Origin of the sequence: Brevibacterium sp. GP-SGM9 (assembly GCF_047300845.1) — a bacterium.
Taxonomy (GTDB): domain Bacteria; phylum Actinomycetota; class Actinomycetes; order Actinomycetales; family Brevibacteriaceae; genus Brevibacterium.
Map to the genome: position 1 here is coordinate 3840309 of NZ_CP178563.1, position 26557 is coordinate 3866865.

Consider the following 26557-nt stretch of genomic DNA (forward strand, 5'->3'; position numbering starts at 1 on the left):
GAGGTGTTCGAGACACTCGCCGGCGGCATCGATGTCACCCTCACCATGCTCCTGTGGCTGCTCGCCGCAGGGGTGCTGGCCGGGTGGATCGATGCCGTCGTCGGCGGTGGGGGACTGATCCAGCTGCCCGCACTGCTGCTCGTGCCGGGGATGAGCCCGGTGCAGGCGGTGGCGACGAACAAGGTGGGCTCGATCGCGGGCACGACCGCCTCGGCGGTGACCTATCTGCGCAAGATCACCCCGGACAGGTCGGCGACGATCCCGGCCGCGGCCACCGCATTCATCGGCGCGATGCTCGGGGCGAAGCTCGCCACCTACATTCCCGGTGAGCTGTTCACCCCGATCATCCTCTTAGCGCTCATCGGGGTGGGGCTGTTCACGGTCCTCAACCCCAGCCTCGGCGCGGATGTCACCCTGCGCTTCGGGGAGACCTCGAAACGTCATCACGGACTGTCTTGGCTGATCGGCTTCACGATCGGCGTCTACGACGGGGTGCTCGGCCCGGGCACGGGATCGTTCCTCGTCATCGCCTTCGTCTCGATCATCGGCTTCTCGTTCCTGCAGGCCTCGGCCACGGCGAAGGTGATCAACTGGGCGACGAACTTCGGGGCGCTGGTCTACTTCATCCCCGACGGGCAGGTGGTGTGGCTGCTCGGCCTCGTCGTGGCCGCAGGCAATGTGCTCGGCGGGATCTTCGGGGCCCGGACCGCGCTGAAGCGGGGATCGGGCTTCGTCCGCGTCGTCTTCGTCGTCGTGGTCTCCGCGCTCATCCTCAAACTCGGCTTTGACATGATCTCCGGCCTCATCCACTAGCCCCACAACTACCTGGCGGCGGCCCAGCAACGTGGCGCCACGTTGCTGGGCCCCCGCCAGGTAGTTGTGGGGAGGGTGGTCAGCCGATGGGTTTGAGAGCGTGGGCGTTGACACCGGCGATATCGGCACCCGAGAGTGCGCGGGCCACCCACAGCGAACGCGCCGCATCGGCCAGGGAGGACGTCGATCCGCCGCTGGCCGCGCGCAGGTACCAGAACATGTTCGTGATCTCCCTGGCCACCGCCGCACCCATCCCGTACTGCGGGTCGATGCCCGCGCACAGGGCCAGGTCCGTGGCGAAGCCGCGCAGCCAGGCCGCCTGCGCCTGCGGATGATCGGAGGGGATCTCGGCGAGGCGGTTCCACAGCACCGGTGCCAGCGTGTAGGCGGTCGGTCCGGCCAGCGGCTGCGGGTCGATGGCCTTCCAGGTCGAGATCCCGGCGGCGTCGGGGTTGCCGGCGAGGATGTTGTAGTAGTGGAGATCGGCGTGGATGAGCCAGTTCTCGTCCGAGGTCGCCAGGGTCTGCATCCAGTTCCGGGCGAAGGACAGCAGCAGCGCATCACCCTGCCCGGTCTCCGACCAGCCGGTGAGCAGGCTCGCGTCCTGATCGAAGGTGGTCAACCACCCGGCGACGAGGTCCTGGACCCGCATGAACTCCGCATCCGCGGGAATCTCGAGCGAACGCTGCAGCGCACCCCACACCGGCGGCACATCGGCCAGGGGCAGAACGGAGAGATTGTCCTTCGTCCGCAGCCGTTCCTGCAGGGTCACCCGGAAGCTGTGGTCGTCACGGATGACGCGGACGGCACCGTGGCCGTTCCACATCTTCAGCGCCCGCAGCGCCTGGGCATGGGCGGCGGTATGCGCCGAGGTGGGAGCCGCGAACCGCAGCACACCCTGATAGTTCTCCTGAGTGAGGACGGGGATGACGAGGCTCTCGCAGCCGGCCCAGGGCGATCCGGGCACTTCGTCGAAGCGCAGCTTCCACCGGTCGAGGAGTTCGTTGGCCATGAAGTCGAGCGCGGCGATCCATGAGCTGGTGCGGAACTCGCCGATGATGTCGCGGGTCGAGCGGTAGAGGACTGGCGGCACCTTCACTGGTGGGCCTCCGCCTCGCCGGAGTCGCCGGAATAGTCATAGCGCAGCGGCTGCGGGTCGGCGAAGATCGTGCGAGCCCGGGCCGATTCCCACAGCCGCAGGATCCCTGCCGTCCCGGTCCGCAGCCACGGCAGGATGGCCGCGGCGAGGGCGTCCTCGAGATTGAGAGCGAGTTCTCTGGCGCTGGCGGCATCGGTGGGGCTGGGGTCGAGCTTCCACGCCGAGGCGTTGGGATCGGCGTTCTTCTCGCCGAGGTTCTCGAGCATCTCCCCGGACAGGGAGCCGAGGGAATCGAGCCGGTCGATCGCGCCCCTGCGTTCGGCCGATTTCGTCTCGAAGTGCACAGCCAGGCGCTCATATCCGTAGGCGGCTGCCCGGGCCTGATTGAGGATCGCGTTGTAGGCATCCTGGCCGTCCGTGTCTTCGTCATCTCCGGCGGCGTCGGCTCCGTCGGCGGCGGATTCGGTGCTCTCGGTCTGCGCGTCTCCGTCGTCGGCGTCCTTGCGGCCTTGGCGGATGAGTTCTTCGGCGGTGCCGATGAGTTCGGGCTTCTTCGTCCCGGCCGTCAGGCTCAGGCCCGTGGCGACATCGGAAAGCACGGGGATCAGGGCCGAGTCGAGCTGGGAGGATGCCTCGAACACGGACTGGGAGACCACCTCGGCGGCCTCGATGAAGCTGCGCGCATCCTCTGTCGGGGGCGGTTCGGTGGCCAGTTCGCTCGGCGGCGCCCATTCTGCTCCGATGGCGTCCCGGAACTTCTGCAGATCCTCACCGGCGGTCTCGGGATCGCCGTCGCCGGGAGTGGTGGCGGCGAGGATGCGGGCGATGCGATTGCGCAGCTGCTCGGTGGCGTCGAGCGTGGGAACCTCAGGCTCGGAATCGAGTCGCAGACCGCATCCCGAGAGCAGACCCAGACTCACTCCGCTGGCGCCGAACAGGAGAAGGCTACGGCGGCTGAGGGGAGAACGCATAGGCCAATCGTAGCGGATTCGCCGACCCCTGATCGGGCCGCAGCCGAGACCGCGGAAGCCGCGCACCCGACACCACCGGAGCCACGTACTCGACATCCCGAAAGCCGCGTACCCGAGACCGCGGAAGCCGCTGCGACCACACCCCGGAACGTCAGGATGCCTACCTTCGGACGGGGCCGTCCCTTAGGGTGGGGACAAAGCAGATCGCTGCAGCACCCGCTGGCGCCGCCGACCGGGTCGGCCCGGCATCCCACCGCTGACCACCGCCGGGCTCGCACCCGCGGCACACGAGAAGGAGGACACATGGACGAGGACGTCGACCGGATCAAGGAGCTGCTGCGCGGCCCCCTCGAGGAGGCCGGCTACCACCTCGAATCCGTCAAGGCCGTCGCCGCCGGACCACGCCGCACGCTCACGGTCATCGTCGACCTCGATGAGTCGAGCACCGAGGCGATGTCGATGGAGCGGATCGCCGAGTCCTCGAAGATCGTCGGTGCCGCCCTCGACGAGGTCGAGATCTTCCGTGACAAGCCCTACCAGCTCGAAGTCACCAGCCCGGGAGCGACCCGGAAGCTCGAGATCCCCCGTCACTTCAAACGCGTGATCGGCCGTCGACTGGAGATCACGACGAAGAAGGACACCTTCAAACTCGACCTCGCCGAGGTGGGGGAGAGGTCGATCACGGGCACAGATCCCGCTCTCAAGGAGGAGCGCACGGTCTCCCTCGACGACATCTCCAAGGCGCAGGTGGAGCTGAAGTTCCGCTGATCCGACTGAGGGTCGGCTGAGCGAGTGCAGGCGTAATCTGGGTTAGACTGTGACGCCTGCATAATCGAAGACAGACAATTCAATGCTCGAGGGAGCCGGAGAGGATAGGGGCCCATGGATATCGATCTCAATGTTCTGCGAGTCATCGAGCGTGAGCGGGAGATTCCGTTCGACACACTGATCGAGCTCATCGAACAGGCACTCTACCTGGCCTACCAGAAGACCGAAGGCGCCTGGCCCGATGCCCGCGCCGAGCTGGACCAGTCCAGCGGCGAGGTGCGCATCCTGGCCGTCGAGTTCGACAACGACGACAATCCGATCGGCGAATTCGACGACACCCCCACCGGCTTCGGGCGCATCGCCGCCCAGACCGCCCGGCAGGTCATCCACCAGCGTCTGCGCGACGTCGAGGACGAGTCCGTGCTCGGCAGCTTCAAAGGCCGTGAGGGCGAGATCGTCTCCGGCACCATCCAGCAGGGTCGCGATCCGCAGATGGTCCAGGTCGACCTCGGCGATGTGGAGGCGGTGCTGCCCCCGCACGAGCAGGTTCCCGGCGAAGAGTACAAGCACGGCACCCGGCTGCGCGTCTACATCGCCGATGTGCACAAAGGTGCCAAAGGCACCTCGGTCACGGTCTCGCGCACCCACCCGAACCTCGTCCGCCGGCTCTTCGCCCATGAGGCTCCGGAGATCGCCGACGGCACCGTCGAGATCGTGTCCCTGGCCCGCGAAGCCGGTCATCGCACGAAGCTCGCGGTGCGCGCGACGAAGCCCGGCGTCAACGCGAAGGGCTCGTGCATCGGCGAACTCGGCTCGCGGGTGCGAGCGGTGATGAACGAACTCGGCCAGGAGAAGATCGACATCGTCGACTACTCCGATGACCCGGCGAAGTTCATCGCCCACGCGCTCTCCCCGGCCAAGGCCGGCAAGGTCGAGATCCTCGACGCAGCGGCGCAGGAGTCGCGCGTGATGGTGCCGAGGGACCAGCTGTCCCTGGCCATCGGCAAGGAGGGCCAGAACGCACGTCTGGCCGCGAAGCTCACCGGCTGGAAGATCGACATCATCGCCGGACAGTAGCGCATACCGCTGCCCCCGGCGTGATTCTCGACACCCGCCCCCTGGCAAGAGCCCATCGGCGAGTGCTGTAGAATCATTCATTGTGAATGTCGGAAGTGCACCCCAACGGACGTGCATCGCCTGCAGACGCAAGGCCGACCGGGACGAACTCACACGATTCGTGATCCGCCCTGGTCAGCACCCCGCCATCGTCCACGATGTGTCAGCGACACTGCCGGGACGGGGAGCGTGGGCGCATCCCGATGAGACGTGCCTGATCAAGGCACTGACCACCGCTTCCTTCGCTCGAGCCTTTCGAACGAAGGTCACCGCCTCGGATCTGCCGAGGTTGGACGACGAACCCAACGAGAACGGGTGAGCTAAGAATGGTTGACAACTTGTGAGTGTCGCACGATGACACCCAAACGGAATTCGAGAGAGCAGTGAAATGAGAACTGCTCTTCATTGATGAGGTTCTTTCCTGACCGGGAAAGAACCCGGACAGGAGAACTGTGGCAAAGCCCCGTGTCCATGAGCTCGCGAAAGAGCTCGGCACAACCAGTAAAATCGTCCTCGAGAAGCTCCAGGACATGGGCGAATTCGTTCGCTCGGCATCCTCGACACTCGAAGCACCCGTCGTCCGACGGGTGAAGGAAGCCTTCGCCGACTCCGCCCCTGCAGCGGGTGAGAAGTCCGGCGGCTCCGCATCGGCCAAGAAGCCCGCCGCCAAGTCGGCTGCCAAACCCGGTGCCCCCAAGCCCGGAGCGAAGCCCGCCGCCAAGCCGGGCGCCAAGCCCGGTGCAGCAAAGTCCACGCCCGCCGAGGCGACCGGATCCGAGTCCTCGTCCGCGCCCAAGCCCGGTGCGAAGCCCGCACCGAAGCCGGCCGAACAGGCTCCCGCCGCCGAAGCGCCCGAACAGGCTCCCGCCGAGGCTGCAGAAGCCCCGGCTCAGGCCGAGGCTCCGACGGAGGCTCCCGCCGAGTCGAAGCCGAACCGTGCTGCTGCCCCGAAGCCCGGTGCCGCCCCGAAGCCGGGTGCCGCGCCGAAACCCGGCAACGCACCCAAGCCGGGTGGCCGTTCGGCCGCTCGCCCCGGCAACAACCCCTTCGCCCCCTCCCAGGGGATGCCGAAGCCCGGTCGCGGACCGAAGCCCGGCGGACGCCAGGGTGGTCAAGGCGGTCAGGGTGGACAGGGCGGCCAGGGCGCACGCCCCGGCAACAACCCGTTCGCGAACTCGCAGGGCATGCCCAAGCCGGGTCAGAAGCCCCGCGGCACCGGTGAGGAAGCCTCGGCAGGTCCGCGTCCGGCGCCGCGTCCAGGTGCTCCGCGCCCGAACCCGTCGATGATGAAGAACTCGGCCCTGAATAAGCCGGCCCCAGGACGCGGTCGCGGCGGCGGTCGCGGCAATGCCCCGGCCGGCGGCCCCGGCGGCGGAACACCAGGTGCTCCGGGCGCCCAGCCGGCAGGTCGTCGTGGCCCCGGCGGCGGTCCCGGCGGTCGTGGCTCCGGTCGCGGTCGCGGCAGCACCCAGGGTGCATTCGGCCGCGGCGGCGGTCCCCGTCAGAAGGGACGCAAGTCGAAGCGGGCCAAGCGCGCCGAGCTCGAGCAGATGCAGGCGCCGTCCGTCGGCGGTGTGACTGTTCCGCGCGGCAACGGCGACACCCCGCTGCGCCTGCGTCGCGGCTCCTCGCTGGCCGACTTCGCTGAGAAGATCAACACCGATCCGACGAACCTCGTCACGGTGCTCTTCCACCTCGGCGAGATGGCGACGATCACCCAGTCCCTCGACGAAGGCACCTTCGAGGTCCTCGGCGAGGAGCTCGGCTACAAGATCGAGATCGTCTCACCCGAGGACGAAGACCGTGAGCTGCTCGAGACCTTCGACATCGACCTCGACGCGGAAGCCGCGGACGAGGACGACGAGGATCTCGCGGCCCGCCCACCGGTCGTCACCGTCATGGGTCACGTCGACCACGGTAAGACCAAGCTGCTCGACGCGATCCGCTCGGCCAACGTCGCCTCTCGTGAGGCCGGCGGCATCACCCAGCACATCGGCGCCTACCAGGCCGAAGTCGAACACGAGGGCCAGGATCGCAAGATCACCTTCCTCGACACCCCGGGTCACGAGGCGTTCACCGCCATGCGTGCCCGTGGTGCGAAGTCGACCGACCTCGCGATCCTCGTGGTCGCCGCCGACGACGGTGTCATGCCCCAGACGGTTGAAGCTCTCAACCACGCTCAGGCGGCCGATGTGCCGATCGTCGTGGCTGTGAACAAGGTCGATAAGGAAGGCGCCAACCCGGCGAAGGTCATGCAGCAGCTGACCGAGTACAACCTCGTGGCCGAGGAATACGGCGGCGAGACCATGTTCGTCCCGATCTCCGCGCTCAAGCGCGAAGGCATCGACGAACTGCTCGAGTCCGTGCTGCTGACCACCGATGCCGCTCTGGACCTGCGGGCCAACCCCGACAAGTCCGCTCGCGGTATTGCGATCGAGGCCAAGCTGGACAAGGGACGCGGTGCGGTTGCGACCGTGCTCGTCGAGTCCGGCACCCTGCGTCAGGGCGATGCCATCGTCTGCGGCACCGCCTACGGACGTGTGCGTGCGATGTTCGACGAGAATGGCAACATCGTCGACGAGGCGGGTCCGTCCCGTCCCGTCCAGGTGCTGGGTCTGTCCTCGGTTCCGCGCGCCGGTGATTCGTTCATCTCCACCGATGACGATCGCACGGCCCGTCAGATCGCTGAGAAGCGTGACGCCATCGAGCGCAACGCCGCTCAGGCTCGCGGTCGCAAGCGCATCAGCCTCGAGGACTTCACCAAGGCGCTGGCCGAGGGCAAGGTCGACATGCTCAACCTCATCCTCAAGGGCGACGTGTCCGGTGCTGTCGAAGCACTCGAGGACTCGCTGCTCAAGATCGATGTGGGCGACGACGTCGACCTGCGCATCATCCACCGCGGCGTCGGTGCGATCACCGAGAACGACATCAACCTGGCGACGGTCGACAACGCGATCGTGCTCGGCTTCAACGTCCGTCCGGAAGCGAAGGCTCGCGACCTGGCCGACCGCGAAGGCGTCGATGTTCGGTACTACTCGGTCATCTACCAGGCGATCGACGATATCGAGAGCTCGCTCAAGGGCATGCTCAAGCCCGAATTCGAAGAGGTCCAGACGGGCACCGCGGAGATCCGCGAGGTCTTCCGGTCCTCGAAGTTCGGCAACATCGCCGGTTCGATCGTCCGCAGCGGAACGATCACGAGGAACTCCGGCGCCCGCGTCACCCGCGACGGTGTCGTCATCGGCGACAACCTCAAGATCGAATCGCTGCGCCGGTTCAAGGATGATGCCACCGAGGTCCGCGACGGCTACGAGTGCGGTATCGGACTCGGCTCCTTCAACGATCTGCGCGAGGGTGACATCATCGAGACCTTCGAGATGCAGGAGAAGCCGCGCGACTGAGAGTTGCAGGCTGATCCCAGATGATCGATCCCGCTGGGACCGATCATGACGAGAACCGGGCCCCCGAGTGGGGCCCGGTTCTTCGACTCCGGGAATATGAGAGAGAATGGCCGGAGCTCTCCGGCACCATCAGGCCCGGCACGACAACTGCGCGTGCCGCCACACATTACGAAGGACACACCATGGCAGACCCCACCAGGGCACGCAAGATCGCCGACCAGATCAAGGTCATCGTCGCCAGCACCATCGAACGACGCCTGAAGGACCCACGTCTCGGTTTCGTCACGGTCACCGATGTCCGCGTCACCGGCGACCTGCAGCACGCCTCGATCTTCTACACCGTCTACGGTGACGATCAGGACCTCGAAGCCACCGGCAAGGCACTCAACTCCGCCAAGGGATTCATCCGCTCCGAGGTCGGCAAGGGTCTGACGATCCGGTTGACCCCGAGCCTCGAATTCATCGCCGACGCCGTGCCGGAAGCCGCCGCCCACCTCGACGGACTCCTGGCCAAGGCCGCGGCCGACGACGCTCGCATCGCGAGCTTGGCCAAGGACGCAGCGCCCGCCGGCGACGAGGATCCCTACCGGAAGCCCGCTGCCGACGAAGAGTGATCGCGGCGACACACGGCGGGGGAGTGACACACCACCCCGCTGTGGGGGAGTGCGCGCGATCTTCATCACGTGAGCAAAAAAAGTTCTCGTAACAGTTTTGTTATCTTTGCCCGGTGTCGTAGACTTCTTCTGGTAACGAAATGATTACGACTCTGTTAAGGGATTTCTGCATTGGGTAAGCACTCTTCGCCACAGCCTTCCTTCGCGAAGCAGCTCGTTCGGGATCTGACTCCCAGCAAGCGCTCGTCTGGTCGGCACTCCGCTGATGTGCCATCGACGGCGACCTCCGTTCTGGCCACCGTCAAGCAGCGTCCCGTCGTTGCCGCGATCGCCGTCCCGGCCGCCGCAACCGCCGCCGTCGTCGGTTCGACCGTGGTCATGGGACCCCCGGACACGGGCAACGTCACCACCGAGGCAGCGAACACCGCGCAGGAGCAGGCGAGCCCCTCGGCCGTGAGCCAGGATGAGATCGACGCCCAGCGCGAGAAGGCCGGCGAAGAGTACCTCAAGGACGTCAAGGACGACCCGAAGTACAAGAACAAGTCATCGAGCAAGACCAAGCTCGAGGTCAAGACCCCGAAGCCGGAGCCGACCACCGAGTCCGCCACGAGCAAGAAGGCCGACGGCGGCAAGTCCGACGACGACTCATCCTCCGAGGGCGGAGCCTCCGGTGACACCTCGGCGCCGCCGTGCAAGGTCTCGTCCTCGATCGAGTCCGGTCTCCTGCCCAACGCGGTCAACGGCTACCGTGCCGTGTGCGCGAAGTTCCCCGAGGTCAAGACCTTCGGCGGACGTCGTCCCGGCACCGGTTCCGATCACAACACCGGCGAAGCCGTCGACATCATGATCACCGGCAGCACGGGTGACCGCATCTCCGACTACCTGATCAAGAATCACAAGAGCCTCAACGTCAAGTACGTGATCTGGAAGCAGCGCATCTGGATGCCGGGCAGCGGCTGGAAGGGCATGTCGGACCGCGGTTCGACCACCGCCAACCACTTCGACCACGTGCACGCCTCCTTCAACTGATCGTCACCCTCCCGTGAGCGATCCTTCCCCACAGGGCGTCCTCGTCTGCGACAAGCCGCAGGGACTGAGCTCCCACGGTGTCGTCTCACGCATCCGCCGCTGGTACGGCACCCGCAAGGTCGGTCATGCCGGCACTCTCGATCCGATGGCCACCGGCGTGCTCGTCCTCGGCCTCGGCCGCGGGACCAAGCTGCTTGGCTACATCACGGGTGTGTCGAAGACCTATCTCGCGACGATCCGCCTCGGTGCGGCCACGCCCACCGATGACGCCGATTCCGAACCCGATCGCTTCGCCGATCCCGCTGTGCTGACTGCGCTCACGTCCACAGACATCGACGCAGCTATCGCCACCCTCCGCGGCCCCATCGACCAGGTGCCGAGTGCGGTCTCGGCGATCAAGGTCGACGGCAAGCGCTCCTACGCGCGGGTGCGTGCCGGGGAGGACGTCGAACTCAAGGCCCGCCGCGTCGAGATCTCCTCGTTCGAGATCCTCGACATCCGCTTCGCCGCGACCGAGGGCCACATCGATGTCGATGTCGAGGTCGACTGCTCCTCGGGCACCTACGTCCGGGCGCTGGCACGCGATGTCGGCGAGCACCTCGGCGTCCATGGTCATCTCACCGCGCTGCGACGCACCCGGGTCGGTGCCTTCGACATCGAGGATGCCGCGACGATTCCCGACGACCTCGATTCACCCACGCCGCGACTGCTCACCCTCGCCGAGGTCGCCGCCACCCTGCTGCCGACCGTCGAAGTCGACGCCGAGGCCGCCAAGGCCCTGATGCAGGGCAAGATCGTCACCCTCGCCGAGGCTGTTGCCCAGGCATGTGGGGCCGGTGACACTGCCGCAGATCAGGGTGATGCCCGTGGGGTCGGCAGTGTTGCCGCCGAACCAGGTGAAGCTCCGAGCGAAGAGGAGGTCGCCGTGATCTGCGGAGGCGAACTCATCTCGATCGCGAACCTGAGGGATCGTCGTTCGCTCAAATCGCTCACCGCCTTTGCCATCGACCGCGCCTAGGTCACAAGGTTTCGCGTTGTTTTTATCAAATACAACGAAAAGCATTGTATATTGGCTGGAACTCTGCTCTAATTGACCCATGTTCGTCATGACGATCGACCAACGCGGATCGCGCGCAGGCGACGATTCTGTGCCGGAGCTGCTGGCGGCGCTGGCTCGGATCGACACCGTGCGCGGCTTCCAGCGCACCATCGGCGATGAGGTCCAGGGAGTCCTCGATGACCCAGGACAGGTCGCCGAGGCGGTCCGACTGATCGCGGTCCTGACCGGCTGGCACATCGGCATCGGCATCGGAGAGGTCGAGGAACCGCTGCCCGATTCGACCGCCGAGGCCAGGGGAGAGGCCTTCTATGCCGCCAGGCGCGCCGTCGAAGCTGCCAAGAGCGCACCCGCCCACCTCGTCGTCGCATCCGGGGGTGAGGGGTCGGCAGGGGCCGAGGGGACGGTTGAGGAGACCGGTGAACACCTTGGATTCGCCGAGGCGGCCCTCCGGCTGCTCGCGCGGACCCTCGATGATCTGCGGGAGCAGTCCCGCGGCTATGTCGCGTACCGACTCGACCACCCCGAGGCCACGCAAGCCGATATCGCCAAGCACTTCGCCGTCTCCCAGCAGGCCGTTTCCCGAGTCCTGTCCCAGGGCAGCGCCGAGATCGTCGCCGGTGCCCGCGCACTCTCGGCCCATCATCTCGGACTCGCGGCTCGTGTCAGTGGTGCGGGGCACAATAATGGCTGAGGGGCACAACGATGAATGGCCCGATCGCGAGTGAGGTCCTCACCGTGGGTGCAGGCCCAATCACGAGTGAGGGACTCAATCATGAGTGAGAGCCTCCGCCATGGGTGAGGCCCTCACCCATGGTTGACGACGGTGCACGGGGAGAGAACGGACGGAGGATGAGGAATGTGGACTGAGGTGATCGTGGCGGTTTTCGCCGCCCTCGTCGCCGCGCTGATCGGCTGGCCGATGGTCCCGCTGTTCCTGCGGATGACCCATGGCGGTCCCGGCACCAAGCCGAGTGTGACCGGCAGTGAGGACATCGAGGTGCTCCGCGGGGGCATGTGGATCGGCATCGTCGAGCGCGCCCTCATCGCCGGAGCCATCGTGCTCGGTCGTCCGGAGCTCATGGCCGTCGTCGTCGCGATCAAAGGTCTCGGCCGGTTCGCCGAGATCAAGTCCTCGTCGGCGGCCGGTGAACGGTTCATCATCGGCACCTTCGTCTCGATCGCCATCGCCGCTCTGGCCGGGGTCATCGGCTGGGCGATCGTCGTATGAATCGTCCGGTTAGCACCCACGTTCTCCTCTGCGTTAATCTGATTCGGTGCACGGAAGGAGCGAGCCTGGGGTGAAGGTTTATCACGGACTGAGTGAGGTCGGGACCGACGATGTCGGCACCGTCGTCACACTCGGCAACTTCGACGGCGTCCACCGTGGCCACCAGATGGTTCTGCAGGCCGTCGCGGCGATCGCCCGTGAAGAGGACCTGCGCTCGGTGGCGATGACCTTCGACCCGCATCCGCGCACCGTCCACCGCCCGAGCGATCCGACGCTGATGATCACGAGCACGAGCCAGAAGGCCGAACTCATCGCGGTCACCGGCATCGACGCACTGCTCGTCCAGCCCTACGACCTCGACTTCGCCGCACAGTCGGCAGAGGACTTCGTGCGCAGCTACTTCGTCGAAGCCCTGCATTCGCGGATCGTCGTCGTCGGTGAGGACGTCCGCTTCGGCAAGGACAACGAAGGCACCATCGACACGCTGCGCAGCCTCGGCGAGAAATACGGCTTCCGGACCGAGACGATCGAAGAGGTCGGACGCGGGGGCCGCTACTCCTCGTCACGGATCCGTGAGCAGATCGTCTCCGGCGACGTCGCCGAGGCGGCCGATCAGCTGGGCCGCTACCACCGTGTCGAAGGCACTGTCGTCCACGGCGATGCGCGCGGACGTGACCTCGGGTTCCCCACGGCCAACCTGTCCGAGGACGCCGAGGGGCTCGTGCCCTCCGACGGGGTCTACGCGGGCTGGGCCAGCTTCTCCGGAGAGGACCAGCCCTACCCGGCCGCGATCTCCGTGGGCACCAACCCGACCTTCCAGGGGTGCAGCCGCCGCGTCGAGGCCTATGTGCTCGACAAGGAGTTCGGGGAGTTCGACGTCTACGATCGCCATATGAGCATCGAGTTCGTCACCCGCATCCGCGGCCAAGTGGCCTTCACCGGGATGGACGACCTCATCGTGCAGATGCACGAGGACATCGCCGATGTGCGCGAGGTCCTGCACACCTGATAAACTGAACTCTGCCGTTTTCACCGGCCGCGGTTCCATAGTGCCCAGACTGACAGGTCTGCGCGCCGCGCAACGATCACAAGGAGAAGTCCATGGCTCTCAGCACTGCCGAAAAGCAGGAAGTCATCAAGGAATATGCAACTCACGAGGGCGACACCGGTTCTCCCGAGGTCCAGGTTGCGTTGCTCACCCGCCGGATCACCGAGCTCACCGAGCACTTCAAGGATCACAAGCACGACCACCACTCGCGTCGTGGCCTGCTGCTCCTCGTCGGCCAGCGTCGCCGGATGCTCAAGTACCTGCAGCGCGTCGACATCGAGCGCTACCGTGCGCTGATCAAGCGCCTCGGCCTGCGCCGCTGATTCTTCCTTCGGCCCGGGTCCGCCCGACCGAACGGAGACTCGCAGAACTGATCGGCTGACCCGATCTGCGCTGCACCGCAGTCGAAACGAAGCGTCCCACCTGCGGGTGGGGCGCTTTCGTGCATCTGCGGTAGACTTCGAGGTGGACAATCAGGACATGGACGTTTCGGTCTTCGGTAGTGGCCTCCGGAGGATTGCGCGAGTTCGATCGCCGGTTCCGTGGGCCCCGATCGATGACCGGCTTGGATCCATGGATTGTCCATGCCGATATCCCGCCGGATCGCACAGGACGACAGCCCTCGCACGACGGGGGCGTGCCTCATGTCTCGAGGACGTCCGCGCGCCGGCACAGACTAGGAGAATACGTGGGACTCAACCCTGAATCCACCGCAGCGCACATTGACAATGGCAGCTACGGTTCACACACCATCCGCTTCGAAACGGGCCGTCTGGCCCAGCAGGCCGCCGGTTCGGCCGTCGCCTACCTCGACGACGAGACCATGCTCTTCTCTGCCACCTCGGCAGGCAAGAGCCCTCGCGAAGGATTCGACTTCTTCCCCCTGACCGTGGACGTCGAGGAGCGCATGTACGCTGCCGGACGCATCCCCGGATCGTTCTTCCGCCGCGAAGCACGCCCCTCGACCGACGCGGTGCTGACCTGCCGCCTCATCGACCGTCCGCTGCGCCCCTCGTTCGTCAAGGGACTGCGCAACGAGGTCCAGGTCGTCGTCACCGTGATGTCGGTCCACCCCGACCACATCTACGACGCACTGGCCATCAACGCCGCATCGATGTCGACCCAGCTCTCCGGTCTGCCGTTCTCCGGCCCGATCGGCGGCGTGCGCATCGCCCTCATCGACGGCCAGTGGGTCGCCTTCCCGAACCACTCGCAGCTCGACGACGCCGTGTTCAACATGGTCGTCGCCGGTCGAGTCGTCGGTGACGACGTCGCCATCATGATGGTCGAGGCCGAAGCCACCGACAACGCCATCGACCGGATCAAGACCGGTGCCCCCGCTCCGACCGAAGAGATCGTCGCCGAGGGACTCGAGGCCGCCAAGCCGTTCATCAGCGAACTCTGCCGCGCGCAGCAGGAGCTGGCCGACCGGGCCGCGAAGCCCACCGTCGAATTCCCCGTCTTCAAGGACTACGAGGACGATGTCTACGAGGCCGTGAAGGAACTCGCCGAGGCCAAGCAGACTGAGAACTTCCAGATCGCTGACAAGCAGGAGCGCGAGGCCGCCGGCAGCGAACTCCTCAACGAACTCTTCGACAAGCTCGGCGAACGCTTCGCCGGCCGTGAGAAGGAGATCGCCGGTGCGCTCAACGCTCTGACCAAGCAGGTCGTGCGCAAGCGCATCCTCACCGAGCAGATCCGCATCGACGGCCGCGGGCTCAAGGACATCCGTCCGCTGACCGCGGAGACCAATGTCATCCCGCGTGTCCACGGTTCGGCGATCTTCGAGCGCGGAGAGACCCAGATCCTGGGTATCACCACGCTCAACATGCTCAAGCTCGAGCAGCAGATCGACTCGCTCTCACCGGTGACGTCCAAGCGCTACATGCACCACTACAACTTCCCGCCCTACTCGGTCGGTGAGACCGGTCGCGTGGGCAGCCCGAAGCGCCGCGAGATCGGCCACGGTGCGCTGGCAGAACGCGCCCTCGTGCCCGTCCTGCCCAAGCGCGAGGACTTCCCCTACGCGATCCGTGAGGTCTCCGAGGCCCTCGGGTCCAACGGTTCGACCTCGATGGGTTCGGTCTGCGCCTCGACGCTGGCCATGCTCTCCGCCGGTGTGCCGCTGCAGGCCCCCGTGGCCGGCATCGCCATGGGACTCGTCTCCGACGTCATCTCCACCGACCAGGGCGAACAGACCGCATACGCGGCTCTGACCGACATCCTCGGCGCCGAAGACGCCTTCGGCGACATGGACTTCAAGGTCGCCGGTACGCGTGACTTCATCACCGCGATCCAGCTCGACACCAAGCTCGACGGCCTTCCCGCCTCGGTGCTCGGTGCCGCACTGAAGCAGGCCCGTGAGGCCCGCATGGTCATCCTCGACGTCATCGCCGAGGCCATCGACGCTCCCGCCGAGATGGCACCGACGGCACCGCGGATCATCTCCGTGAACATCCCCGTCGACAAGATCGGTGAGGTCATCGGGCCCAAGGGCAAGATGATCAACCAGATCCAGGAGGACACCGGGGCCGACATCAGCATCGAGGACGACGGCACCGTGCTCATCGGCGCCACCGACGGACCGGCCGCCGAGGCCGCCCGCTCGATGATCAATGCGATCGCGAACCCGCAGGTCCCCGAGGTCGGCGAACGCTACCTCGGCACCGTGGTCAAGACGATGAGCTTCGGCGCATTCGTCTCCCTGACCCCGGGCAAGGACGGACTGCTGCACATCTCCGAGCTGCGCAAGCTCAACGATGGCAAGCGCGTCGAGGACGTCGAAGACGTCGTCGGTGTGGGCCAGAAGGTCCAGGTCGAGATCACCAAGATCGACGACCGCGGCAAGCTCTCGCTGGCTCCCGTGACCGACGATGATGATGCCGAGACCGAAGAGGACTCAGACAACTGATTCTCAGCGATTCTCACACCGGGGAGGGCAGCCGAATCGATCGGTCTGTCCTCCCCGGTGGTTTGACAGTGACCACCGAACACATGCCCGGGCTGGCCTCGGAGACGATTGGCATCTGGGTGGCGGCGGGCTCGCGTGACGAGTCCGCGGAGACCGCAGGGTCGACGCACTTCCTCGAGCACATGCTGTTCAAGGGCACGCGGACCAAGGACGCGAAGTCGATCGCCGCGGCCTTCGATCGCACGGGCGGTGACTCGAATGCCATCACGGCCAAGGAGCTCACCTGCTACTACTCGCGCTGCCTCGTCACTGACCTACCCGGGATCACGGCGCTGCTGCTCGACATGGTCTCGAACTCCAGCCTCGACATCGATGAGTTCGAGCGCGAGCGCGGAGTGATCATCGAGGAGCTCGCGATGTCGTCCGATGATCCCGGCGACGTGCTCTTCGATGACTTCGACAAGCTCGTCTTCGGCGAGCATCCTCTGGCTCGGCCGGTGGGAGCGACGAAGGACCAGATCCGGGTCCTCGGCCACCACACGCTGCTCGAGCACTACGAGAACACCTATGTCCCGCCGCGGCTGGTCATCGCCGCCGCTGGTGGTGCCAGTCATGCCGAGGTGCTGAGCATGGTCGACGATGCCCTCGCCGAGGCGGGGCTCGGGTCCCGCTCCGAGGTCTGGTCGCCCAGCCGGCTGGGTTCGGTCGAGGGTGACGCCGCGCTGCTGCGGCCGTCCGATGAGAAGGTCCACGGCTCCCACGCCGGGGCGCACCTGGCCGGGGCGAAGCGGGAAGCGCCGAGCTTCACTGCCGGCAGGTCCCACACGATCAAGGACACCGAACAGCTGGGCGTCCTGCTCGGCTGCGAAGGCCTTGAGGAGGGACATCCCGACCGGTTCGTCTACTCGGTGCTGCTGACGATGCTCGGCGGTGGGATGTCCTCGAGGCTGTTCCAGAGCGTGCGCGAGGAGCGGGGGCTGGCCTACGCGGTCAACTGCGTGGCCAGTCAGTTCACGGATTTCGGCACCTTCGGCATCTATGCCGGCTGCACGGCCGAGAACGCCCAGGCCGTCGTCGATCTCGCACTGACCGAATGGGAGCGGCTGGCGCAGACCGCGCCGAGCCGGGCCGAACTCGACGAGATCGTCTCTCAGCTCTCGGGATCGATGGTCCTCGGCCTCGAATCCTCGGCGGCGCGGATGAACCGGCTCGCCAGGTCCGAGATCTTCGGCCTCCCGCTCGAGGATCCCTTCGACCTCATCGAACGCGTCCGCTCGGTGACCGCCGAACAGGTGAGCACCATGGCCGGCGAACTGTTCTCCCGTCCCCGGGCACTGTCCCTGGTCGGCCCGGACGCTCGCGTCGACCTTCCCTGAGGCAGGTCTGTGCCGGGCTTTTCCATCGTCACTTTGCGTAACCTGGAATAGGCCCGGTACATGCCTTGTTGTCCGAGATGAGACCCTGATATAGGGTCGAAACGAAGCCGCCGACCTGGCGGACATCAATTCTCATCAGGAGGAATCTCATGGCTGAGCAGTACACCCTTCCGGAACTGCCCTACGACTACTCCGCTCTTGAGCCGCACATCTCGGCTCGCATCATGGAGCTGCACCACGACAAGCACCACGCCACCTACGTCAAGGGCGCCAACACCGCCGTCGAGCAGCTGGCCGAGGCCCGCGAGTCCGGCAACCTGGCGAACGTCCCGAAGCTGACCCGCGATCTCGCGTTCAACCTCGGCGGACACGTCAACCACTCGATCTTCTGGAACAACCTGTCCCCGGACGGCGGCGACAAGCCGGTCGGTGAACTCGCAGCGGCCATCGATGACCAGTTCGGTTCCTTCGACAAGTTCCGTGAGCACTTCACCACCGCAGCCACCACGATCCAGGGCTCCGGCTGGGCCGTGCTCGTCTACGATCAGCTCGGTGGAAACCTCTTCATCGAACAGCTCAAGGACCAGCAGTCCGACGTCCAGCTCGGCGGTACCCCCGTCCTGCAGCTCGACATGTGGGAGCACGCCTTCTACCTCGACTACCAGAACGTCAAGCCTGACTACGTCAAGGCCTGGTGGAACATCGTCAACTGGGCAGACGCCGGTGCACGCTTCGACCGTGCCGTGGCTCAGACCAAGGGCCTCCTCCTCGGCTGACCCTTCCCCCAGAACTACCTGACGGCGGCCCAGCAACTTCGCGCGAAGTTGCTGGGCCGCCGTCAGGTAGTTGGGGAGGTGTTGAAGAAGGAATGACCGGAGTGGACGATGAGTTTTGAGTTGAGGCGCTGGCAACGCGACGACGCCGCCGTGCTTGCCGAGATCTACTCCACCGCCGACCCGGCGCTGCTGAGCAACATCCCCGACGACCGCAGTCTCAACGGTGCGCGCAGCTGGATCGAATCCATCACCGGCGCCGAGGCGGGTCAGATGACTCGTGCCTTCGCGATCGTCGAGCGCAGCGTCGAAGGCCGCGCACGCGAGAAGCTGCTCTACGACGGCGTGCGCTTCGACACGGAGACGGCCGCGAGGCTGGCCGGAGATCCACGTGCCGCCGGCCGCCGGCTGTCTCTCACGTCACCGGATGACGATGATGCCACGGGTTGTCGATAGACTGGCCTGCGAAGATCGTGGAGACGCGTCGAAGGCCGAGACCACGAGGATCGTTGAGCAAGGAGTCAGAGCACATGAGCATTCGGGTCGCCGTCATCGGAGCCAAGGGACGCATGGGATCCCACGCCGTCGATGCCATCAATGAGGCGGACGGCCTCGAACTCGCAGCCGCCCTCGGCAGCAGCGATTCGCTCGAGACCCTGCTGGACCAGAACATCGACGTCGCCGTCGAACTCACCGTGCCGAAGTCCACCGAGGACAACGTCACCTTCCTCGTCGAACACGACATCGACACCGTCGTCGGCACCACCGGGTGGGACAACGACCGACTGGCCCGTCTCGAGGCCACACTCAAGAACCACCCGCAGACCGCGGTCCTCATCGCCCCGAACTTCTCGATCGGCGCGGTCCTGGCGATGCGCTTCGCCGAACTCGCCGCCCCCTACTTCGATTCCGCCGAGGTCGTCGAGACACACCACACCCGCAAGCTCGACGCCCCCTCGGGCACCGCGAACCACACCGCCCAGCGCATCGCCGCCGCCCGCAGCGCCGCCGGACTCCCGGCCGTCCCCGACTCCACGGAATCCGATCCGCTCGGTGCCCGGGGTGCGGTCATCGACGGCATCCATGTCCACGCCATCCGCCAGCAGGGCATGAACGCCCACGAGGAGATCCACTTCGGCTCCGACGGCGAAGCCCTGACCATCCGCACGGACTCGCACTCCACCTCGGCGTTCATGCCGGGAATCGTCACCGCGGTGAAGAACATCGCCGACTACACGGGGCTGCTCCACGGCCTCGAGAACATGCTTGACCTCTGATGTCGAAGGCCAAGGTCGGGGCGATCATCGTCTCCGTCGTCCTCGTCTTCTACTTCGTCCTGATGGGACAGCGGGCCTGGATCCTCGTCCGCGAACCCGACCTCATTCCGCGCATCATGGGCATCGCCCTGTTCGTGCTGCCGATCATCGGCGCGTGGACGCTCATCGTCGAACTCATCTTCGGCGCCAGGACGGAGAAGCTCGCCCGCATCCTCGGTGACGAGGGCGGACTGCCCGTCGACGATCTGCCCAGGACTCCGGGTGGGAAGATCATCCGCGAAGCCGCCGACGAGGAATTCGTGAAGTACCAGGCCGAAGCCGAGGCCGCGCCCGACGACTGGCGATCCTGGTTCCGTCTCTCCTGCGCCTACGATGCCAGCGGAGACCGCAAACGCGCCCGCGCCACGATGCGCAAGGCGATCAGTCTGTTCCGTACGGGGGAGAAGCAGGCCTCGTAGGTCCGGCCGGGTTCCCAGGCCCAGCAGAGTTCGCAGGCCCGGCAGGCCTCGTGGGCCCGGGTGACACCGCACGGATGAGTCCGGCGATCCCCGCCTCGAGCGGTCCCCGCGGGGACACGAACAGCTTCCACATCAGTGCGGAGACCACGAAGACGAGAGCGTGGAAGAGATACTCGCTCGTCTGTTCCCCGGTCGTGCCCGCACCCGAGAACGGATCTCCGACGAACCTCGGACGGGTGATCTCGAGCAGCACCACATGCGCCGAGTACACGCTCAACGGCATCGACCCCGGTGCCGACAGCGGCGAGAGCAGCCAGGAGCGTCTGCCCAGGAGCACCACCGCGGACTGGCAGACCGCGATCGTCATCACCGCCGTGCCCGCCGTGGAGACCATGTCGAACGGGGTGCCCGAATGGGGGCCGGCGATCGCCTGCCACCACCAGGAGCCCGTCGGCGTGACCCCGTAGCTGCCGGTGTGCAGGGCGGCGAGGAGGTCGATCCCCGACTGCTGGGAGATCTGCATCAGCGCGGTCTCCCCGCCGCCGGGGCCCAGCAGCAGCCAGGATCCTCCGCGACCGATGAGCAGCGCTCCGAGACCGGCCAGGAACAGGCCCATGAGATGCCGGGACACGTCGAGCTTCGCCACGGCCATGCCGAGCAGAATGTAGGACAGCCACTGCAGGATCGGGTAGTAGCCGGTGAGGAACAGGTCCTGGACCATCGTCACCGGTGTCGCCAGGTCCCACCAGGCCATCGGCAGATACTCCGGCTCGAGCGAGAACTCGGTGCGCAGGAGCATCGACACCAGGGGAGAGATGATCATCCACGCCCCGGCGAGGACGAACAGCGCCCACGCCCGCAGGCGGAGGAAGAACATGGCCAGGGCGAACATGATCCCGTAGTTGACGAGGATGACCGCCAGCAGCGTCGACACCGATCCCAGGCACAGGCCGATGAGCACGATGGCCGCCGCCCGGATGAGCACGCTCGGCGCGGCATCGCGGAGCCGATTCGACTCGGCCATCCGGGAGCGTGTCGAGAGCACGAGCGAACAGCCCGCCAAGACCGCGAACAGCGCCGAGGCGCGACCGGCGAAGACCGCGGCCCAGGTGGGGAACCCGACGGGGTCGGCCAGAGAGAAGATATGCGTGACCATCATCGCCAGCAGGGCGATCCCGCGAGCGACATCGAGTCCGACGAGGCGTCCGGGCGGGCTGAGCCGCGACAGGATGCGCGCCGAGGCGGTCGTCGGTTCGTCTCCGATGGCCGGGTGAGAGGTCATGCCATGATTCTCACATGGGTTCGCCGTGATCCGCGATCGCAAAGGGGTGATCGCGGTATCTTTATGCCATGACCTTCAACCGGAACGCCGACATCAGCGGAAATAAGACCAGTCGACGGGGTCGGAACACCGCGATCGCCGGCGGTGGAATCGGCATCGGCGGTCTCGTCCTGGTGCTGCTCGTCGGTCCGCTCTTCGGCGTCGATGTCAGCGGGCTGCTCGGCGGCGGGGGATTCGAAGGCGATCAGGGTTCGGACAGCTCCCAGCGGCGCAGCCTCGACGAATGTGACACCGGCCAGGATGCCAACGAGTCCGTCGACTGCCGCATGGCCGGTTCCCAGGTCGTCCTCGACGACTACTGGTCTCAGCACATCGACGGATATGTCGAACCCACACTGACGATCGTCGACGGGCAGACTTCGTCTGCCTGCGGGACCGCATCGAACGCGGTCGGGCCCTTCTACTGCCCCTCCGATCAGGGCGTCTACATCGATCCGACGTTCTTCGATCTCATGCGCCAGCAGTTCGGCGCTTCGGCGGGGGAGCTCGCCCAGCTCTATATCGTCGGACACGAATGGGGCCATCACATCCAGAACATCACCGGCGTGATGGCCGAGCACCCGAACAACGGCACCGGTGAGGACAGCAACGGTGTGCGCACCGAACTCCAGGCAGACTGCTATGCCGGGGCCTGGCTCGGCGATGTCACGACCCTGACCGACGACAACGGCACCCCGTATCTCGAGACCCCCACCGATGAGCAGCTCAAAGACGCACTCAATGCGGCCTTCGTCGTCGGCGACGACCACATCCAATCACAGTCCGGGTCGGTCAATCCGGAGTCGTTCACCCACGGTTCGAGCAAGGAGCGTCAGAAGTGGTTCTCCGCCGGCTACGAGAACGGACTCGGAAGCTGCGACACCTTCGCAGGCTGAGGCGGCGATGACCGAGGAGCTGAGGCGGCCGATGGCAGTAGAACAGGTATGAGCGAGGAGCGCTGCGACGGATCGGCGGGCGATGCGAACTACGGTCGGATCGGAGCCGGCTACCGCGACTACCGACGTCCGGAACCGGAATTCGAATCAGCGATCCGACGGGCCCTCGGTGACGCGAAGTCCGTGCTCAACCTCGGCGCCGGAGCCGGTTCCTACGAACCCACCGACCGCGAGGTCACGGCCGTCGAACCCTCGGCGACGATGCGGTCCCAGAGGCCTGCACACCTGAACAGCGCCATCGCCGCCTCGGCGGAATCGCTGCCCTTCGACGATGGCAGCTTCGACGCCGCGATGACGACCTTCTCCGTGCACCAGTGGGGCGACCTCGAGGCAGGACTGGCCGAGATGCGCCGGGTCAGCCGCGGTCCCGTAGTCATCATGACCTGCGATCCCACCCTCCTCGACAGGTCCTGGCTCGCCGAATACGCTCCCGAGATGATCGCGACCGAAGCACGCCGCTATCCGCGTATCGACCGAATCAGGGACTGCCTGGCCGGTGACGTCGAGGTGAGGCCGCTGCCGATCCCGCTGCACTGCACGGACGGGTTCTCCGAGGCCTATTTCGGCCGCCCGGAGATGCTCCTCGACCCGGGGGCGCGGAAGGCGAACTCGGCGTGGAGCTTCCTCGACGAGGCGGCGGTGCAGCGATTCGTCGCGCGGCTGGAGGGAGATCTGGCCAGCGGAGAATGGGATCGGACATACGGGGCGCTGCGGGACCGAGCACACTTCGAGGGCTCGCTCGTCCTGATCACCGCCCGACCGTGATCGTCCGTCCGCCCGACCCTGATCGGCCGACCGGACCGGACCGCACAGCCCCGGCCATCGGCCGTCGTCACCCGCCGACTCCGCGACCCGAACCCTTGCTCCGGTTATCCATACGGTGATATGAATAATAGGGTCAGCCACCCGCCAGCATGCATCAAGGACGATCATGTCGCAGCTGTTCCCGCATCTCTTCGAACCCATCACGCTGGGCTCCCACACGATCCGCAATCGCATCGTCTCCTCCGGACATGACACTGTCCTCGACGACCACGGGCAGATCGGTGAGGACCTCGTCGCTTACCACGAGGCCCGTGCGGCTGGCGGCGCCGGACTCATCGTCCTCCAGGTCTCCGGCGTCCACGAGACCGCGCGCTACACGAACCACGTCCTCATGGCCACCGACGACTCCTCGGTGCCCGGCTACCGAGCCGTCGCCGAGGCGGTCCACCGTCACGGGGCGACGATCATCGCCCAGCTCTTCCACCCCGGCCGCGAGGTCATGGACGGACAGCGCGGCATGGCACCGAGGGCCGTGGCTCCCAGCGACGCACCCCAGGAACGGTTCAAGGTCGTTCCCGAAGCGCTGAGCACCGCCGCGGTCAAAGACATCGTCGCCGGCTATGCGAGTGCCGCGAAGCGCATCGCGAGCTCCGGCATCGACGGCGTCGAGATCGTCGCCAGCCACGGCTACCTGCCCATCCAGTTCTTCAACCCCCGCATCAACACCCGCACCGACGAGTACGGAGGGACGCCGGCCAACCGCCGCAGATTCCTCGCCGAGGTGGTCGCCGCCGTCCGTGCGGCCGTCGGCCCGGACGTCGTGGTGGGCCTGCGGATCTCCGGGGAGGAGAAGACCGAAGAGGGACTCGTCGCCGCCGAGATCCTCGAACTCATCGGCCACCTCGACGAGCTGGAGCATGAGGGCACCGACTGCCTCGACTACTTCTCGATCACCGCCGGGGACTCCTCGACCCTGCAGGGAGCCGTGCACATCGTGCCGTCGATGCAGGTCGACCCCGCCTATGCGGCGAACCTGTCCGAGCAGGTCAAGAAGATCACCGACAAGCCCGTTATGGTCGCCGGCCGCATCAACCAACCCCACGAGGCGGAAGCCGCCATCGCTGAAGGGCGGACGGACATGGCGATCATGACCCGCGCGATGATCTGCGACCCGGCCATGGCCGGCAAGGCGCGCCGCGACGCCGTCGAGGAGATCCGCGCCTGCATCGGCTGCAACCAGGCCTGCATCGGCCATTTCCAACTCGGCGTCCCGATCTCGTGCATCCAATACCCCGAATCCGGCCGCGAGCTGACGTTCCTGCCCCGTCCACAGGTCCGCATCCGCCGCCGGATCCTCGTCGTCGGCGGGGGACCGGCCGGACTCAAGGCTGCCGCGGTGAGTGCGGAGCAGGGCGACGAGGTCATCCTCTGCGAAGCCGGGCCCCACCTCGGCGGGGCGGTGCTGCTGGCCCAGGAGCTGCCCTACCGGGCCGAATTCGGGGGAGCGGCGACGAACCTGTCCGCCGAGGCGGTCCGGGCGGGCGTCGACATCCGCACCTCGACGCCGGTGACCCAGCAGATCGTCGACGAACTCGACCCCGACCACGTCATCATCGCCACCGGCGCCCGGCAGCGGATGCCGGACCTCGAGATCGCCGACGACGCCTTTGTCATCGGGGCCCGCGACTACCTCGAGCAGAACCCGCAGCTGCCCGCTGGCCGGGTCCTCGTCACCGATTGGAAGGGCGACTGGATCGGCCTCGGGATCGCCCTCCGCTTGGCCGAGGCGGGCACACCGGTGACGCTGGCGACGGCCGCGAACTTCGCCGGGGCCGCGATCCAGCAGTACACGCGCACCCTGCTCGTCTCCCAGGCGCTGCGGACCGGACGAATCAGCTTTCTGAGCGACGCTCGACTCGTCGGCGTCGATGCCGACACCGGCTACCTGCAGTCGACGCTGTGCGAAATCGTCCACGAGGTCGACGAGGTGGCCGCCACCATCGTGTCCGCAGCACCACGGTCGGTCGTGCCCGATCTCGACTTACGAGCCGCCTCGGTGCGGGTGATCGGGGATGCTCTGGCGCCCCGGACCGTGGAGGAGGCCGTCTACGAGGGACTGACCGCGGCGAGCGAGCTGGCGGTTGCGGAGCTGGAGGTCACCGGATGAGCCCGCGGCCGGCGCAGTCGCCCGAGCAGACCGAGGCGAAGAGGCACGCGATCATCCGAGGAACCCTCGACGCGATCGTCGCCCGCGGCCCCGAGGCGGTCCGGCTCAGTGATGTCGCCACCGCGGTGGGCATGTCCGTCGGGACCGTGCAGTACTACTTCGGGTCCCGGGAGGGCCTGCTCACCCAGGCGCTATCCGTCCACACCGCGACGGTGCTCACGGGCATCGAGGAGATGTCGCAGGCGCGCGACGGGGCCCACGGTTCCACGACCCGGCACAGCTCCTCGGCCCGGCACCGTCTGCACGAGAGCTTCGCCGCGGTGCCGGGAGTCGGCAGCCACGACCAGAGGTCACGGATCTGGGTCGAACTCGTCACCGCCGCCCGGAACGACGAGGGTCTGCGGAGCTGCGTCGATGCGGTCTTCGCCGGTTGGCGACGACACTTCAGAACGATCATCGACGAAGGCGTGGAACGGGGCGAATTCGAACTCGCCGGACTCAGTGCCCGAGAGGTCGTCGACACGATCATCGCCATCATCGACGGCTTCGACCTCGCCGCCGTGGCCGGTCACGCACCGAGCCCGGAGACGATGACCCGAATCCTCACCGATACCGCCGACAGATTGGTCGCAGTATGAATCACCACGAAGTGCTCACCAGTGCTCAGATCGCCGAGGCCGGACTCGACGATTGGCGGCAGCTTGCGGGACCGATCAGGGCACGCTTCCTCACCTCCGATTTCGCCCAGTCAACGGCCTTCGTCAGCGACGTCGGATCGGCCTTCGCGGAATCGGGGGTCGAGCCCGAAGTCACGTTGACGGCCACAGACGTGATCATCACACTCGGCGGTCGTCGAGGTCGCGTGAGCGATCGTGCCATCGCTCTGGCTCACACCATCAGCGGCATCGCCGCAGAGAAGGGACTCGCGGCAGACACCTCGGGTCTCATTCAGGCGGAACTTGCTCTGGATACGTTGTCGGGAGAGCAGATCGCACCCTTCTATGCGGCACTCCTCGGCGGAGAACCTGCCGGAGTCCACACGAAGGGCGATCTCGTTGATCCCACCGGCCAGTTCAACACTCTCCTGTGGTGGCAGGAACCCCGCAACGACAGTCGGTTTCCGCTCCCGGAGACCTCCGTCGAGCAGAGCTGGCACCTCGACATCTGGGTCGCTCATGACGAGGTTGATAAGCGGATCGCGGATGCTCTGGCTGCCGGGGGTCGTCTGGTCAGTGATGCCGCAGCACCCTCCTATTGGGTACTTGAGGATGCGGAGGGCAATCGGGCCTGCATCTGCGCCCCAGTGGTCGAGTGATGCCTCACCGCGACCGCTCACCGCGACCGCTCACCGCGACCGCTCACCGCGACCGCTCACCGCGACCGCTCACCGCGACCGCTCACCGCGA

General features: G+C 66.5%; 26 protein-coding genes. 23 read left to right on the plus strand and 3 right to left on the minus strand.

The features are described 5' to 3' along the window. The first annotated feature begins 3 nt into the window (after window positions 1–3). On the plus strand, window positions 4–813 hold the full coding sequence (locus ACH82I_RS17210; protein WP_230745087.1) for a TSUP family transporter: 810 nt from the start codon (window positions 4–6) through the stop codon (window positions 811–813). A 79-nt stretch (window positions 814–892) separates the two neighbouring features. On the opposite strand, the gene ACH82I_RS17215 is transcribed toward ACH82I_RS17210, so the two are convergent. Together ACH82I_RS17215 and ACH82I_RS17220 are read right to left on the minus strand one after the other, a co-directional pair. Beyond that, a complete protein-coding gene (locus ACH82I_RS17215) occupies window positions 893–1912 on the minus strand; it encodes an aminoglycoside phosphotransferase family protein (protein ID WP_413334364.1) in 1020 nt (339 codons plus the stop codon). Continuing rightward, entirely contained in the window at window positions 1909–2883 is a 975-nt protein-coding gene (locus tag ACH82I_RS17220) for a hypothetical protein (protein WP_413334366.1), read from the minus strand. Before ACH82I_RS17220 ends, ACH82I_RS17215 begins: the two co-directional genes overlap by 4 nt. Before the next feature lie 303 nt (window positions 2884–3186). Between ACH82I_RS17220 and rimP the strand changes: the two genes are divergently transcribed. The 17 genes from rimP to ACH82I_RS17305 all read left to right on the plus strand — a co-directional run bounded on the left by rimP (window position 3187) and on the right by ACH82I_RS17305 (window position 19942). Further along, entirely contained in the window at window positions 3187–3651 is a 465-nt protein-coding gene (gene rimP / locus ACH82I_RS17225) for a ribosome maturation factor RimP (protein ID WP_413334368.1), read from the plus strand. Between the two features lie 114 nt (window positions 3652–3765). Further along, window positions 3766–4728: a transcription termination factor NusA gene (nusA, locus tag ACH82I_RS17230; protein WP_230745091.1), complete on the plus strand. Its 963-nt coding sequence runs from the start codon at window positions 3766–3768 to the stop codon at window positions 4726–4728. Between the two features lie 82 nt (window positions 4729–4810). Then, complete coding sequence (locus ACH82I_RS17235; protein ID WP_413334370.1) at window positions 4811–5086, plus strand: YlxR family protein; 276 nt, start codon at window positions 4811–4813, stop codon at window positions 5084–5086. A 133-nt stretch (window positions 5087–5219) separates the two neighbouring features. Next, window positions 5220–8168, plus strand: coding sequence for a translation initiation factor IF-2 (gene infB, locus ACH82I_RS17240; RefSeq protein ID WP_413334371.1), 2949 nt, complete (start codon window positions 5220–5222; stop codon window positions 8166–8168). Between the two features lie 182 nt (window positions 8169–8350). Continuing rightward, complete coding sequence (rbfA, locus tag ACH82I_RS17245) at window positions 8351–8782, plus strand: 30S ribosome-binding factor RbfA (RefSeq protein ID WP_230745093.1); 432 nt, start codon at window positions 8351–8353, stop codon at window positions 8780–8782. 267 nt (window positions 8783–9049) lie between these two features. Next, window positions 9050–9811: a ligand-binding protein SH3 gene (locus ACH82I_RS17250; RefSeq protein WP_230745094.1), complete on the plus strand. Its 762-nt coding sequence runs from the start codon at window positions 9050–9052 to the stop codon at window positions 9809–9811. A 13-nt stretch (window positions 9812–9824) separates the two neighbouring features. Continuing rightward, entirely contained in the window at window positions 9825–10829 is a 1005-nt protein-coding gene (gene truB / locus ACH82I_RS17255; RefSeq protein WP_413334374.1) for a tRNA pseudouridine(55) synthase TruB, read from the plus strand. Between the two features lie 79 nt (window positions 10830–10908). Further along, the gene (locus ACH82I_RS17260) at window positions 10909–11562 is read left to right on the plus strand and encodes a hypothetical protein (RefSeq protein ID WP_413334375.1); all 654 of its coding nucleotides are present in this window, start codon (window positions 10909–10911) and stop codon (window positions 11560–11562) included. A 165-nt stretch (window positions 11563–11727) separates the two neighbouring features. After that, window positions 11728–12099: a hypothetical protein gene (locus ACH82I_RS17265; protein ID WP_413334377.1), complete on the plus strand. Its 372-nt coding sequence runs from the start codon at window positions 11728–11730 to the stop codon at window positions 12097–12099. Window positions 12100–12169: 70 nt separating this feature from the next. Continuing rightward, entirely contained in the window at window positions 12170–13108 is a 939-nt protein-coding gene (locus ACH82I_RS17270; protein ID WP_413334379.1) for a bifunctional riboflavin kinase/FAD synthetase, read from the plus strand. A gap of 92 nt (window positions 13109–13200) precedes the next feature. Then, window positions 13201–13470: a 30S ribosomal protein S15 gene (gene rpsO / locus ACH82I_RS17275; protein WP_230745099.1), complete on the plus strand. Its 270-nt coding sequence runs from the start codon at window positions 13201–13203 to the stop codon at window positions 13468–13470. A 365-nt stretch (window positions 13471–13835) separates the two neighbouring features. Further along, complete coding sequence (locus ACH82I_RS17280; protein ID WP_413334381.1) at window positions 13836–16058, plus strand: polyribonucleotide nucleotidyltransferase; 2223 nt, start codon at window positions 13836–13838, stop codon at window positions 16056–16058. Window positions 16059–16126: 68 nt separating this feature from the next. Beyond that, window positions 16127–17434: a M16 family metallopeptidase gene (locus ACH82I_RS17285; protein WP_413334383.1), complete on the plus strand. Its 1308-nt coding sequence runs from the start codon at window positions 16127–16129 to the stop codon at window positions 17432–17434. A 149-nt stretch (window positions 17435–17583) separates the two neighbouring features. Beyond that, window positions 17584–18210, plus strand: coding sequence for a superoxide dismutase (locus ACH82I_RS17290; protein ID WP_230745102.1), 627 nt, complete (start codon window positions 17584–17586; stop codon window positions 18208–18210). A gap of 108 nt (window positions 18211–18318) precedes the next feature. Further along, the gene (locus ACH82I_RS17295) at window positions 18319–18663 is read left to right on the plus strand and encodes a hypothetical protein (protein WP_413334385.1); all 345 of its coding nucleotides are present in this window, start codon (window positions 18319–18321) and stop codon (window positions 18661–18663) included. A gap of 74 nt (window positions 18664–18737) precedes the next feature. Beyond that, window positions 18738–19484 carry a 4-hydroxy-tetrahydrodipicolinate reductase gene (gene dapB, locus ACH82I_RS17300; protein ID WP_413334387.1) on the plus strand — a complete coding sequence of 249 codons (747 nt, stop codon included), beginning with the start codon at window positions 18738–18740 and terminating at the stop codon, window positions 19482–19484. Continuing rightward, the gene (locus ACH82I_RS17305; protein WP_230745105.1) at window positions 19484–19942 is read left to right on the plus strand and encodes a tetratricopeptide repeat protein; all 459 of its coding nucleotides are present in this window, start codon (window positions 19484–19486) and stop codon (window positions 19940–19942) included. Before dapB ends, ACH82I_RS17305 begins: the two co-directional genes overlap by 1 nt. Here ACH82I_RS17305 and ACH82I_RS17310 read toward each other — a convergent pair. Next, window positions 19905–21224, minus strand: a complete 1320-nt coding sequence (locus tag ACH82I_RS17310) for a heparan-alpha-glucosaminide N-acetyltransferase domain-containing protein (RefSeq protein ID WP_413334389.1) — start codon at window positions 21222–21224, stop codon at window positions 19905–19907. The two genes, ACH82I_RS17305 and ACH82I_RS17310, sit on opposite strands and share 38 nt — an antisense overlap. 68 nt (window positions 21225–21292) lie before the next feature. On the opposite strand from ACH82I_RS17310, the gene ACH82I_RS17315 reads away from it, so the two are divergent. The 5 genes from ACH82I_RS17315 (at window position 21293) to ACH82I_RS17335 (ending at window position 26466) form a co-directional block, all read left to right on the plus strand. After that, complete coding sequence (locus ACH82I_RS17315; RefSeq protein WP_230745107.1) at window positions 21293–22159, plus strand: neutral zinc metallopeptidase; 867 nt, start codon at window positions 21293–21295, stop codon at window positions 22157–22159. A gap of 48 nt (window positions 22160–22207) precedes the next feature. Continuing rightward, window positions 22208–22984: a class I SAM-dependent methyltransferase gene (locus ACH82I_RS17320; protein WP_413334391.1), complete on the plus strand. Its 777-nt coding sequence runs from the start codon at window positions 22208–22210 to the stop codon at window positions 22982–22984. A 166-nt stretch (window positions 22985–23150) separates the two neighbouring features. Further along, complete coding sequence (locus ACH82I_RS17325) at window positions 23151–25151, plus strand: FAD-dependent oxidoreductase (protein ID WP_413334393.1); 2001 nt, start codon at window positions 23151–23153, stop codon at window positions 25149–25151. Then, window positions 25148–25789, plus strand: coding sequence for a TetR/AcrR family transcriptional regulator (locus ACH82I_RS17330; protein ID WP_413334395.1), 642 nt, complete (start codon window positions 25148–25150; stop codon window positions 25787–25789). Before ACH82I_RS17325 ends, ACH82I_RS17330 begins: the two co-directional genes overlap by 4 nt. Next, on the plus strand, window positions 25786–26466 hold the full coding sequence (locus ACH82I_RS17335; RefSeq protein WP_413334397.1) for a VOC family protein: 681 nt from the start codon (window positions 25786–25788) through the stop codon (window positions 26464–26466). Before ACH82I_RS17330 ends, ACH82I_RS17335 begins: the two co-directional genes overlap by 4 nt. The last annotated feature ends 91 nt before the right edge of the window (window positions 26467–26557 follow it).